The 12,648-nt window shown below is 67.6% G+C and carries 11 protein-coding genes and 1 pseudogene; 5 read left to right on the top strand and 7 right to left on the bottom strand.

Going from position 1 to position 12,648, the window contains the following annotated elements; translation table 11 throughout:
• Window positions 1–109 precede the first annotated feature (109 nt).
• On the top strand, window positions 110–547 hold the full coding sequence (locus AC07NS_RS15105; RefSeq protein ID WP_110120897.1) for a Ros/MucR family transcriptional regulator: 438 nt from the start codon (window positions 110–112) through the stop codon (window positions 545–547).
• Window positions 548–617: 70 nt separating this feature from the next.
• Here the strand turns inward: AC07NS_RS15105 and AC07NS_RS15100 are convergent, their stop codons facing one another.
• The 4 genes from AC07NS_RS15100 to AC07NS_RS15085 form a co-directional block, all read right to left on the bottom strand.
• On the bottom strand, window positions 618–2,066 hold the full coding sequence (locus tag AC07NS_RS15100) for a hypothetical protein (RefSeq protein WP_494604482.1): 1,449 nt from the start codon (window positions 2,064–2,066) through the stop codon (window positions 618–620).
• A gap of 76 nt (window positions 2,067–2,142) precedes the next feature.
• Window positions 2,143–2,511, bottom strand: coding sequence for a hypothetical protein (locus AC07NS_RS15095; protein ID WP_494604480.1), 369 nt, complete (start codon window positions 2,509–2,511; stop codon window positions 2,143–2,145).
• A gap of 49 nt (window positions 2,512–2,560) precedes the next feature.
• Window positions 2,561–3,115, bottom strand: a complete 555-nt coding sequence (locus AC07NS_RS15090; RefSeq protein WP_494604476.1) for a GNAT family N-acetyltransferase — start codon at window positions 3,113–3,115, stop codon at window positions 2,561–2,563.
• A gap of 109 nt (window positions 3,116–3,224) precedes the next feature.
• Entirely contained in the window at window positions 3,225–5,405 is a 2,181-nt protein-coding gene (locus tag AC07NS_RS15085) for a S9 family peptidase (protein WP_494604475.1), read from the bottom strand.
• A 103-nt stretch (window positions 5,406–5,508) separates the two neighbouring features.
• Here AC07NS_RS15085 and AC07NS_RS15080 point away from each other — a divergent pair, with 103 nt between their 5' ends.
• Window positions 5,509–6,393 carry a trypsin-like serine peptidase gene (locus AC07NS_RS15080; protein WP_494604473.1) on the top strand — a complete coding sequence of 295 codons (885 nt, stop codon included), beginning with the start codon at window positions 5,509–5,511 and terminating at the stop codon, window positions 6,391–6,393.
• Window positions 6,394–6,472: 79 nt separating this feature from the next.
• Window positions 6,473–6,675, top strand: a pseudogene (locus tag AC07NS_RS15075) (CsbD family protein).
• A 184-nt stretch (window positions 6,676–6,859) separates the two neighbouring features.
• On the opposite strand, the gene AC07NS_RS15070 reads toward AC07NS_RS15075, so the two are convergent.
• Genes AC07NS_RS15070 through AC07NS_RS15060 form a run of 3 tightly spaced genes read right to left on the bottom strand, consistent with a single transcriptional unit; the run spans window position 6,860 to window position 9,963 of the window.
• On the bottom strand, window positions 6,860–7,309 hold the full coding sequence (locus tag AC07NS_RS15070; RefSeq protein WP_494604471.1) for a MaoC family dehydratase: 450 nt from the start codon (window positions 7,307–7,309) through the stop codon (window positions 6,860–6,862).
• 50 nt (window positions 7,310–7,359) lie between these two features.
• Window positions 7,360–8,379: a nucleotidyltransferase family protein gene (locus tag AC07NS_RS15065; RefSeq protein ID WP_494604469.1), complete on the bottom strand. Its 1,020-nt coding sequence runs from the start codon at window positions 8,377–8,379 to the stop codon at window positions 7,360–7,362.
• 45 nt (window positions 8,380–8,424) lie between these two features.
• Entirely contained in the window at window positions 8,425–9,963 is a 1,539-nt protein-coding gene (locus AC07NS_RS15060; RefSeq protein ID WP_494604467.1) for an acyl-CoA synthetase, read from the bottom strand.
• A gap of 204 nt (window positions 9,964–10,167) precedes the next feature.
• On the opposite strand from AC07NS_RS15060, the gene AC07NS_RS15055 reads away from it, so the two are divergent.
• Both AC07NS_RS15055 and AC07NS_RS15050 read left to right on the top strand, forming a co-directional pair.
• Complete coding sequence (locus tag AC07NS_RS15055) at window positions 10,168–11,502, top strand: cytochrome P450 (protein WP_494604465.1); 1,335 nt, start codon at window positions 10,168–10,170, stop codon at window positions 11,500–11,502.
• A gap of 191 nt (window positions 11,503–11,693) precedes the next feature.
• Entirely contained in the window at window positions 11,694–12,578 is an 885-nt protein-coding gene (locus AC07NS_RS15050) for a crotonase/enoyl-CoA hydratase family protein (protein ID WP_494604464.1), read from the top strand.
• The last annotated feature ends 70 nt before the right edge of the window (window positions 12,579–12,648 follow it).

The following is a 12,648-nucleotide window of genomic DNA, read 5'->3' as shown; positions in this document are numbered from 1 at the left end:
AATAAAGCCTGTTTTTATGGAGCGTTGGCAGCGCTGCCGCGTATTTGTGTACTTGTAATTCCGTAGGGCGGGTGTATTTCCGAATTTAAAGTCATTGTGGAGTGACGCCGTGGAAGACAAAGCGACCCTGATCGAGCTGACCGCCGAAATCGTGGCCAACTATGTGGCCAACAACACGACTTCGGTCTCTGACCTGCCTGCGTTGATCCGGGCGACGCACGACGCGCTGGCCGGAATTGGCTCGCCGGAAGCCCCGGTCGCCGAAACCGTTACCAAGGCTACTCCGGCCCAGATCCGCAAGAGCATCACGCCGGACGCCCTGATCAGCTTCGAAGACGGCAAGCCGTACAAGACCCTGAAGCGTCACCTGACCACCCACGGCATGACCGTGGCCGAATACAAGTCGAAGTGGGGCCTGCCGGCCGACTACCCGACGACCGCCCCGGCCTACAGCGAAGCCCGCTCGGCCATGGCCAAGGCCCTCGGCCTGGGTCAAGGCGGCCGCAAGGCCAAGGCCCCCGGCAAGGCTCGCGCCCGCAAGGCCTGATCCTTCGGTCTTTCAGAGACCCGAGAAAACGAAAGCCCCGCCGTCACCGGCGGGGCTTTCTTCTTTCTACCTACCCGATCCGCAGCCGGACGAAGGCCATGCCGCCCATCGGGTCGTCATAGCCCAGGGCTTCGGGCGCATCGTAGGCGCTGACCAGCCCGCCGATCCCGAACTTCACGCTCTCTGCGATCTGGAAGTCGCGGATCGCGCCCAGCGACACGCGGCGCACCGTATAGGCCTCGCCCGAGTGCGAGCCGTGATGGTCGGCCAGCTCGTCCTGCTCCACCTGCTCGGCGCGGGCGAAGATCGTCCAGCGATCGTTCGGCTTCACCGAGGCTTCGGCTAGCCAGGCCTGCAGGGCGTCGCCCGGGATCCGGTCCTTGCGCGACCAGGCCAGGGTGGCGTTGATCGAGCCTTCCTTGCCCAGGGGCCGCGCATAGAGCGCGCTGGCCGAGGCGCGGGCCTCGTCCTTGTCCGGATCCAGCGCCTCGGGGCTGTTGATCTTGGCCCAGCTGGTCTGCAGCGCCCAGTTGGGCGTCGGATTGTACGACAGGCGGGCCGAGACGCTGTCCAGCTCGCCGGTCTCGATGTCGTAGCGCTTCTGGTCGGGCTCGCGGCCACGGAAGGCGCTGGTCTCGATCTTCCAGGCGTCGTGCGAGAACCCGGCCGTGACCACGCCGAACGTGATGTGCGTCGAGTCGAACCAGTGGTGGCTGATCGGCGCTTCGGGGCTGTCCATCGACGAGGCCCGGTGCATGAAGGCCGGCGGACCGTAGGCGGGCGAACCAGGCAGGCCGCCATAGATAAAGACGTCGGACTTTTCGCCGACGCTGAGGCTGTAGCTGGCCGACAGCTCCATGAAGAGATCGTGCGGATGCTGGCGGTCGACCAGCGCATGCTCGCCGTCGGCCGTCTCGCCCACGGCCATCAGCAGCGGATAGCCGCTCTTGCCCATGAACGGGTCGGGGCTGACCATGGCCTTGAAGCCCAGCATGCCAGGGCCGAGCTGGCGCTGGGCCATGCCCATGAACATGCCGGCCGCGAAGGCCTTGGAGCCGCCGCGCGGTCCGCCCTGGTCGACATAGACGCCGTTCAGCAGGGCGTGGCCCATCAGCATCCATTCGCCGCTGTGCTTCATGATCCCGAAGTTCGGCGTGGCGTCGGGCTGCCAGGCGGTGCCGCCGGCGTCACGGGTCATGGAATAGGCGCCCAGCGGACTGACCATGGTCATCGAGGCCATGGCTCCGTCGTCATCCATGGTCCCGTGGTCCATGGCTCCATGGTCCATGGGCATGTCGGCTTCGGGCATGGCCATGTGGCCCGCGTGCGGGTCGCTGGCCTCGGGCGCGGTAGGAGCCGTCTGCGGGGCCGTCGCCTGGGGCTCGGTGGTCGGAGAGGCCGGCATGGCGTGGCCGGTGTGATCCTGATGATCCTGGGCGAAGGCGGCGGTGGCGAGCGTCAGGCTCGCGATCGTGCACGCGCCGGCCAGCAGCCGCGCGCGGAAGGAGAGGGCGGTCATGGGACTGCCTTTCTTGGGAACTGTGATCGTAAGACGTTTTGCGAAAGCGCGCCTGCTTCGGCGCGCGGTCTTGCGATCAGGCGCGCGGAGGGCGGGGCTCCGGCGCGGCCTCCAGGCCGTCGAGCGACTGGCTGAGGACGGAGAACTCAACAGGGCCGGCCGTTCGCGAGGCGAGCTCTCCAGAGGCGACGCGCTGGCCGGCCGGCAGGCAGCCGACGCAGCAGCTGGTCGCCATGGCGCCGGGCTTGGACTTGTGGTCGGCGTCCTTGTCGGCGGGAGCGTGCTCGGCGGCTTCCCCGTCCATGGCGCCCATGTCCATGCCGTCCATCGCCATCTCGTGGCAGGTGGGCATGGCCGAGGCCTGGGCCGGCGCGGCGCGCATGATCCCGCCGGCGGCGAAAGCCACCGCGATCAAGGCCAGAAGAAGGAGGCGAAGCCCGCGCATGGGCGGGAAACTAGGGATGGTCGCGACGCGGCGCAACCATCCCGCAATGTCACACCCCGCTCAGCGACAGTCCCGGCGCGTCCGGAGGCGTGTCGCCGCCGCCGTTCAGGGGCAGCTGCATCCAGACCAGGTCCACCCAGCGGCCGAACTTGTAGCCCATGGCGGGGAAGACGCCCTTGTGCTCGAAACCCAGCGAGGCGTGCACGCCGATCGAGGCGGCGTTGCCGCTGTCACCGATCACCGCGCAGATCTGGCGCAGGCCCAGGCCCTGGCAGATCTCGATCAGGGCCTTCAGCAGCGCCTTGCCGGCGCCCTTTCCGGCCGCGTCGGGGGCGACATAGATGCTGTCCTCGACGGTGTAGCGATAGGCGGCCCGCAGTCGGAACGGGCCGGCATAGGCGTAGCCCAGCACCTTTCCGTCCTGCTCGGCGACCAGATAGGGCAGGCCGCGATCGAGGAAGGTCGCGCGCCGGCGGGCCATCTCGGCCTCGTCGGGCGGAACCTCTTCGAAGGTGCCCAGGCCGTTGAGCACGTTCCAGCCGTAGATGGCCGTGATCGCCGGCACGTCGGCGTCGGTGGAGGGGCGGATAATAAGTTCGGACATGTGGGAAGACCCCCTCAGTCGGCTTCGCCGACAGCTCCCCCAGAGGGGGAGCATCTACGCAATCAAATCCTCCCCCTTTGGGGGAGGTGGCCCGGAGGGGGGGAAGGCCCTAAGCCTTCCAGCCCTTGTCGATCGCCCACACCGCGAAGGCGTAGTCGAGCGCGATCTCCTTGAGGAAGTCGAAGCGGCCCGAGGCGCCGCCGTGACCGGCCTCCATGTTGATCTTCAGCAGGATCGGGTCGCCGCTGGTCGTGTGCTCGCGCAGCTTGGCCGCCCACTTCTCGGGCTCCCAATAGGTGACGCGCGGGTCCGACAGGCCGCCGGTGGCCAGCACGGCCGGATAGGGCTTGGCGGTGACGTTGTCGTACGGCGAATAGCTGGCGATGTAGTCGTAGGCCTCCTTGTCCTCCAGCGGATTGCCCCATTCGGGCCATTCCGGCGGGGTCAGGGGCAGGGAGGTGTCGCTCATGGTGTTGAGCACGTCGACGAACGGCACCGCCCCGATGATCCCGGCCCACAGGTCGGGCCGCAGGTTGGTGATCGCGCCCATCAGCATGCCGCCGGCCGAGCCGCCGTAGGCGACCGTGCGGCCCGCCGCGCCGTAGCCGGTCGCGTGCAGGTGCTCGGCGCTGGCGATGAAGTCGGTGAAGGTGTTCTTCTTCTTGAACTTCTTGCCGTCCAGGAACCAGCCGTAGCCCTTTTCCGAGCCGCCGCGCACATGGGCGATGGCCCAGATCCAGCCGCGGTCGACCAAGCTGAAATTGCGGATCGAGAACGACGGATCCATCGACATGCCGTAGCTGCCGTAGCCGTAGAGCAGCAGCGGCGCCTTGCCGTCGAGCTTGACGTCCTTCTTCATCAGCACGGTGACCGGCACCTCTGCGCCGTCGGGCGCCTTCGCATAGAGGCGCTTGGTCACGTACTTGGACGGATCGTGGCCCGAGGGAATCTCCTGGGTCTTGCGCAGCGCCTTGTCGCCGGTGCGCATGTCGTAGTCGAACCACTGCCGGGGCGTGGTCGGCGACTGGTAGACGTAGCGCAGGGTCGGGGTGTCGAACTCGTAGCCGCCCTCGACGCTCAACACATAGGCCTGCTCGTCGACGACGATCGGCTTCTCGGCCTTGCTGGCGCGGTCGGTGATGACGATGCGGGTGTTGGCGTTGACCCGCTCGACCCGGACCAGGTGCTCCTTGTAGGCGGCGTGACCAGTGATGAAGGTCCCCGGCTTGTGGGCCACGAAGTCCTTCCAGTTGGCGCGGCCCGGATTGTCGACCGGGGCCTCGACCAGCTTGAAGTCGATGGCGTCGTCGGCGTTCGTCAGGATGATGAACTTGCCGTCCCAGTGCTCGACCGAATAGCGCAGACCGGGCGTGCGGGGCTCGACGGCTTTCGGCTTGGCGGCGACGTCGCCGGCCGGGATCAGCAGGGTCTCCGACGTCTCGTGGTCGCCGGCGCTGATGACGATGAAGGCGTCCGAGCCCGTGACGCTGACGCTGACGAAGAAGCCGTCGTCGGGCTCGTCATAGACCAGCACGTCGTCCTTCAGGCCGCCGCGGGCAGGGCGGCGGTAGATCTTGTCGGAACGGCCGTTGTCGTCGCGGTGGGTCCAGAACAGCCATTGGCTGTCGGGCGAGAAGGTGAAGTCGCCGGTGCTGCTCTCGACCGGCTCGGCCAGCACCTGGCCCGTGGCCAGGTCCTTGACGTAGATCTTGAAGACTTCCGAGCCTTGCGCGTCCTCGGCATAGGCGAACAGCTTGTGGTCGGGGCTGTGCTCGGCGGCCGCCACCTGGCTGTAGGCCTTGCCCTTGGCCAGGGCGTCGCTGTCGAGCAGCACCTCCTCGCCCTCGGTCTTGCCACGGGGGCGGCGTGCATAGATCGGATGCTGGCCGCCGATGGCGAAGCGCGAATAGTAGTCAAACGGGCCGTCGGGGGCGGGGACCGAGGAGTCGTCCTCCTTGATGCGGCCCTTCATCTCCTCGAACATCGCCTTCTGCAGGTCCTCGGTGGGGGCCAGCATCGCCTTGACGTAGGCGTTCTCGGCGGTGAGGTGCTCCTTGACCTCGGCCTTGATCAGGCTGGGGTCGCGCAACACCTTCTGCCAGTTGTCGTCCTTCATCCAGGCGTAGTCATCGACCCGCACGCGCCCCAGCTGCTCGATGCGCTTGGGGACCTTCTTGGCGACGGGCGGAACGGGCTTGGCGGTGGCGGACATGGAACTCCCGGGGATCAGGACGGCGGAGGAGGCGGCGGCGACGGCTGCAGCGCTCGTCATCATTTCGCGCCGGTTCATGGACAGATTCCCCCTCGGATGCGTCAGAACGCCAACTTGTTGCGGCGGGCGCCTCTGGTCAAACTCTTACGGCGTCAAAGGTTGAATCGGAGACGAGGCGTTCATGGCGTGGGACCTGTCGGTCGATCTGATCCAGGCGACGGTGCAGCTCGAGCAGCCGCTCGCCGACGGCTCGCGCACGGTCGGCACCGGTTTCCTCATCGAGGACCCGACGCCCGAGGGGCGTCCGCGCACCATCCTGGTCACCGCCGCCCACGTGTTCGACAAGATGCCCTCGGTCTCGGCCAAGATCGGCTATCGCGTGCAGGGGACGGACGGCGTCTGGCGCTACGACCCCCGCACCCTGAAGATCCGAGACGGCGACCATCCGCTGTGGATCAAGCATCCCAGCCGCGACGTCGCCGCCATCGAGGTCGAGGCTCCGTCGGAATTCGCCAAGGCCGCCATACCGCTGGCCTGGCTGGCCCAGGACGACACCTTCAACAAGTACAGCCTGGGTCCCGGCGACGAGATGATGGCCCTGGGCTTCCCGCGCGGCCTGTCGGCCAACACCGCGGGTTTTCCGATCCTGCGCTCGGGCCGGGTGGCGTCGTACCCATTGGCCCCGGCCAGCGTGTTCCCGACCTTCCTGATGGATTTCTCGGTGTTCCCCGGCAATTCTGGGGGACCGGTGTTCATGGCCGAGGGCGCGCGCCGCCGGCCGGGCTCGACCGAAAGCCAGGAAGTGCAGTTCGTGGCCGGCATGCTGACCCAGCAGGTCGAGCTGTCGGGCGAGCGCCTCGAGATCGGCATCGTCACCCACGCCAAGTACATCCGCGAGACCGTGGCCCTGCTCGACAAGGCCGCCGGTCCGCCGGTGATCCAGGCCGCGCCGGCCAAGCCCGCCACCCAGGCCGTCGTCCAGGTCCCGCCGGCGACACCGCCGCCTGGGGCGGCCCAAGGCGTGGTCGCCGTTCAGGCCGTGTCGGTGACCGGCTACAACCGCTGAGCCGCTCTGGTCACGCTAGGAACCTTTGCTCCGGGGCTCCCGTTCGGATGGGGAGTTCAATTCCAACTAGGAGCAAGCCATGAGCACCAATCGTGTTGAAGGCGCTGTCGACAAGGGCGTGGGCGCGGTGAAGGAAGCGGTCGGCAAGGCCACGGACAACGAGCGCCTGGAAGCCGAAGGCGCGGCCCAGAAGGTCAAGGGCGACGTCCAGAACAAGGTCGGCAAGGCCCAGGACAAGATCGGCGACGCGATCAAGCACTAGGCTTGGCCGAAGCCGAATGAAGAAGGCCCCGGGAGTGATCCCGGGGCCTTTCTTTGAGATCCTCCCCCTCTGGGGGAGGTGGCCCAAAGGGCCGGAGGGGGGGGCGTTTTCAGCTGCCGCAGAGGCGGCCGGTTTCGTAGACACCCCCCACCGATCGCTACGCGATCGCTTCCCCCACAGGGGGAGGTTCCTCGCTAGAAAGCCTTATGCGCCGTAGATGATCGAGATGGTCTCGGCCACGCAGGCCGGGCGCTCCTCGCCCTCGATCTCGATGGTGCATTCGTTCTTCAGCTGCAGGCCGCCGGCCTTGGGCTCGACCGAAACCAGCTTCTGGCGCATCCGCACCCGCTTGCCGACGCGCACCATGCCGGTGAACCGCACCTTGTCGCAGCCATAGTTGATGCCGCGGGTCACGCCGGTGACGTGCAGTATGCCCGCGCCCAGCATCGGGATCAGCGACAGGGTGAGATAGCCGTGGGCGATCGGTCCGCCGATCTCGCGGGTGGCCCGCTCGACGTCTACGTGGATCCACTGGTGGTCGCCGGTGGCCTCGGCGAACTGGTTGACCCGCTCCTGGCTGATCTCGACCCAGTCGGACACCCCGACCTCCTGGCCGACCAGGCTGGCGATGTCGGCGAAGGCGATCTCTTTCATGCGGCGTTCTCCCAAACGTTTGTTTGGAAGAGATCACGAGGCGGCCCGGGTCACAAGCCTTCGAGCGTCGCCCGCGCGTCGTCGGGCAGCAGGCCGACAGCTTCGTCAAGCAGCGTCCGCCAGGCCTCGCCCCGCCCGCGCGCCTCGGCATAGGCGTCGCGCAGGGCGTAGGGGTCGTCCTCGGCGAGGGCGCGGATCAGCTGGATCGACTGCAGGCGGTCCTTCAATCCCTTCTCGGGATTGACCTTGCGATCGCGGCTGACGATCAGCTTGTGAACCGCATAGCGGGCCGGCGAAGGCGCGTTGACGAGTACGCCGCCGCCATGGAGCACGGCGGTCTCGACGGGATCGCGCAGCAGAAAATCCATGAAGGGCAGCGGAACGGCGTCACTGCCCAAGGTCGGCAGGTACGAGGGCTCGTCCCGCGGCGCGCCTCGATTGGTGGTCAGGACATCCAGTCGATAGCGTTCGCCGAGGGAATAGCTCGTGGTGCGGCTGGCGTCGAAGGCGTAGCTCACCGGCGCGAAGCGAGGATCAAGTTCTCTCAGGATTTCGAGAAGGGGACGATCGAGGGTGTCGTCCAGGTTCGACGCGATGCCGAAGTCCTGGGCGATGTCGAGATCCATGGTCGCCAGACTGGTGATCGGCAACCGGACGCTGAGATGCGCGGCATAGGTTTGGAACGCGACCGTGCCGATCAGCAGGGCGCGCAGGCGGAATGCGCCCGCCGCCGCCAGCGCGTGGATGATCTCCGCGCTGGTACGGTCGGGGCGGGGAGCGCCCGAAGCGATGATCGCCGCGACGAGCCTGCGGCGATCATCCTGGTCGGCGCGGTGCTCGCCGTGTCGTGCGATGCGCTCGCGCAGTTCGTCGCTGTCGGGGCCGATATAGACCTGCCGTCGGCTCTGGGCGCCGCCCGTCGGCATCTGGACGTACCAGTAGATCCGGCCCTTCACGGTCTTGGATACGAACGACGAGCCGGCGGGATATTCGCCGACCCGGCCCAGGCGCAGGCGCTCCATCAGCTCGGCGTAGCTGGTGTGGGCCGAAAGAGGCAGGCGCTCGATCATGGGCCTAAGTTATACGCAATTTGAAAATCTGCGTATAACTTTCCATCACACGATCCGCCCCTCGCCCTTGCCCCAGTAGGCGTCCCGCACCAGCCGCTTGTAGAGCTTGCCGGTCGGATGCCTGGGCAGTTCGCGCACGAAGTCGATCTGGCGCGGGGCCTTCACGTGGCTGAGGTTGTCGCGGGCGAAGGCCAGGAGTTCGGCGGCCAGGTCCGGGCCGGCGTCGGACCAGTCCAGCGGCTGGATCACGGCCACGACCTTCTCGCCCATCTCCTCGTCGGGGCCGCCGACCACGGCGGCGTCGGCGACCCTGGGGTGGGTGATCAGGAGGTTCTCGATCTCCTGCGGATAGATGTTCACCCCGCCGGAGATGATCATGAAGCTCTTGCGGTCGGTCAGGTAGAGATAGCCGTCCTCGTCGGCCCAGCCGACGTCGCCCAGCGTGGTCCAGCCGTGCTTGTTGTAGCTCTCGGCCGTCTTCTCCGGGGCGTTGTGATAGGTCACGGCCGGGCCGTTGGCGAAATAGACCACGCCCTCGGCGCGGGCGGGCAGGGGATCGCCGGCCTCGTCGCAGATGCGCAGTTCGCCCAGCGCCGCCTGGCCCACCGAGCCGCGCCGCTCCAGCCAGTTGCCGCTGTCTATCCAGCAGAAGCCGTTGCCCTCGGTGCCGGCGTAGTACTCGTAGATCACCGGACCCCACCAGCCGATCATCTGTTCCTTGACCGGGATCGGGCAGGGCGCGGCGGCATGGATCGCCGACTTCATGCTGGAGACGTCGTACTTCGTCCGCACGGCCTCCGGCAGCTTCAGCATCCGCACGAAGTGGGTCGGCACGAACTGGCCGCAGGTGGCGCGGTGCTTTTCGATCAGGGTGAGGGCCGTCTCGGGATCGAACTTCTCCATCACCACGACCGTGCCGCCCAGCTTGTGCACGCTCATGCACCAGCGCAGCGGGGCGGCGTGATAGAGCGGGGCGGGCGAGAGATAGACGCTGTCGCCGTCCAGCTTGAAGAGGTGCTGGGCCATCATCTGCAGGGCCGTGGGCGCGTCGATCGGCGCGCCGTTCAGGGCTGGCTTGACGCCCTTGGGTCGTCCCGTGGTGCCCGACGAATAGAGCATGTCCGAGCCCGAGGTCTCGTCGGCGACCGGCGTGGCCGGCATGGCCGCGCGGGCGGCGTCGAAATCGCCATAGGGGGCGAGGGCGCCGTCGACCCGCAGCAGGGCGACGCCCGGGATCAGCGGCGCGAGGCTTTGCGCGACCGCGTCCAGCGCCGGCCCGGCGATCAGCGCCTTGGCCCCGCAGTCCTTGACGATGTACTCGACCTCGGGCGCGGTCAGCTTGGTCGAGACGCAAGTGAAGTAGAGCCCCGCGCGTTGGGCCGCCCAGGCGATCTCCAGGTAGCGCGGATGGTTGTCGAGCAGGATGGCCACGACGTCGCCGACCCCAAGCCCCATCGACCGGAAGAGCTGCGCCCCCTGGTTCGAGCGGTCGTCGAGTTCTTTGTAGGTCACCGTCTCGCCCGAGCCGGCCATCACGAAGGCGGGCTTGTCGGGCTGGGCAAGGGCGTGGACGCTCGGATGCATGCGACCTCCTGGGCCATGCCCGCGGAGGCGGGGGCGGCCGTTTCTCTCCCTGTCGCCGTCCGCGTGTTGCCCGCGTGATCGGCGTTCATCTGGAGCATGCTTCAAGCTCGAACTGTCGCGCAAGTTGCCGTAGGGGCGCCGTTGGCGGCGACGTCATCCTGGGTGATCGTGCCGCAAGAGAACGACGTTCAGCGGGAGGCGCGCATGGAACTGATCAGCCAGACGGCGGTGGACGGGCGGCCGGGACCGGCCGCCGCGCCGACCTATCCGACCCTCGACGGCGTCGACCTCGCCGACATCTTCCGTTTCACCAAGGGCCAGCCCTTCGCCGACTTCGCGCGGATGCGGAACGAGGCGCCGGTCATGTGGCACGCCGAGCCGTTCGGCGGGCCGGGCTTCTGGGCCGTCACCCGCCACGAGGACGTCATGCGGGTGAACGGCGACCCCGAGACCTTCTCCTCGCAGAAGGGCGGGATCCTGATGTCGATGGGGCCGCCCGACAAGCGCCACGCCCTGCTGTTTCGGGCGACCATGGACACCATGATCAATCTCGACGCGCCGCATCACCTGCAGCTGCGCCGCGAGCACATGCCCTATTTCACCGCCGGCTATCTGCGCGGCCTGACCGAGAAGGTGAGGGGCGAGGTCACGCGCCTGCTCGACGAGATGGAGCCGCTGCTGGCCGGCGGCGCCGAGGTCGACATGGTCGAGCATTTCTCGTCGATCCTGCCGCTGTTCACCCTGTGCGAGATCCTGGGCGTGCCGGCCGAGGATCGCGGCAAGTTCCTGCGCTGGATGCACTATCTGGAGCGGGCTCAGGACCTGGCCGTGCAGCAGGCCATGGCGCCGATCACCCCGACGCTGGAGCTGATGCAGTTCGTGGCCGACTTCAACGAGAACATCGAGGAGATGTTCGACTACGGCCGCACCATGCTGCTCAAGCGCCGGGAGGATCCGAAGCAGGATCTGATGACCGCCATCGCCCGCGCCCAGGTGGACGGCGACTTCCTGGCCGACGAGTATCTGGACGGCTCGTGGCTGCTGATCGTGTTCGCCGGCAACGATACGACGCGCAATACGCTGTCGGGCGCGATGAAGCTGCTGACCGAGTTTCCCGAGCAGAAGCAGCGGCTGATCGAGGATGCGTCGCTGCTGCCGGGCGCGGTGGACGAGTTCATCCGCATGGTCAGCCCGGTGATCTACATGCGCCGCACGGCGACGCGCGACGTCGAGGTGGCCGGCCAGCCGATCCGCGAGGGCGAGAAGGTGGTCATGTACTACGGCTCGGCCAACCGCGACCCGGCGGTTTTCGCCGATCCTGATCGCTTGGACGTGACCCGGCCCAACGCCGGCAAGCACGTGGCCTTCGGCTACGGTCCGCACACCTGCCTGGGCAAGCGCGTGGCGCAGATCCAGCTGGAGGAGGCCTATCGCCAGATCCTGGCGCGGTTCCCCGACCTGGAGTGGACGGGGAGCATGGAGGTCGCGGCCAACAATTTCGTGCATGCGATCAGCAAGCTGGGCGTGCGGCGGGCTTGAGAGCTCCCTTCCCCCTTGATGGGGGAAGGGCCGGGGATGGGGGTGACCTGCTGAGCTGGCGGCCGTGCGCGGCATCCGACGCCGTATTCACCCCCACCCCTGCCCCTCCCCCATCGAGGGGGAGGGGTTGTGCGTTCTTGCTGATGCGCCATACGATCGTTTGAAAAGAGATCGCTCAGGGAGCCCCGCCCATGTCGCAGCCGACCTTCGAGACCCTGCTCTATGCCGTCGAGGACGGGATCGCGACGATCACCCTGAACCGGCCCGAGAAGCTGAACGCCTTCACCGCCCGGATGATGAAGGAGATGATCGAGGTCTTCGACATCACCGACGCCGACGACGCGGTGAAGGTGGTGATCGTAACCGGCGCGGGCCGGGCGTTCTGCGCCGGGGCCGACCTGTCGAGCGGCGGGGCCACCTTCGACCGCACGTCTCCGCAAGCCCTGGAGCGCGAGGAGGGCAAGGTCGGCGACGTCTATCGCGACGGCGGCGGCCGGGTGACCCTGCGGATCTATGACAGCCTCAAGCCGGTGATCGCCGCCGTGAACGGCGCGGCTGTCGGCGTCGGGGCGACCATGCAGCTGGCCATGGACATCCGCCTGGCCAGCGAGGACGCCAAGTTCGGCTTCGTGTTCGCGCGGCGGGGCATCACGCCGGAGGCCTGCTCATCGTGGTTCCTGCCCAGGTTGGTCGGGATGCAGACGGCGCTGGAGTGGTGCTACACCGGCCGGGTGTTCCCGGCCTCGGAGGCCAAGGAGCGTGGCTTCGTGCGCTCGCTGCACGCGCCCGAGGACCTGCTGCCGGCCGCCAAGGCCCTGGCCCGCGAGATCGCCGACAATACCGCCCCGGTCTCGGTGGCTCTGACCCGCCAGCTGTTGTGGCGCATGGCCGGGGCCGACCATCCGATGGAAGCCCACAAGGCCGACAGTCGGGCCATCCAGTCGCGCGGCGCCTCGGGCGACGCCAAGGAGGGGGTGACCTCGTTCCTGGAGAAGCGCCCGCCGGCCTATCCCAACCGCGTCTCGACCGACCTGCCCGACATCTGGCCGGAATGGGAGCCGCGACAATTTCGCTGAAGCTCTGGCGGAGAGGGCTGTAAGGCCGCAAATTCTCCTGGCGGGAGAATCCTTGGCGCTTATTCGAAGT

It is taken from the genome of Caulobacter sp. GW821-FHT10A10, from assembly GCF_059415745.1.
Note: the sequence above shows the minus strand (reverse complement) of the source record. Positions and strands in the feature narration are given on the sequence as shown.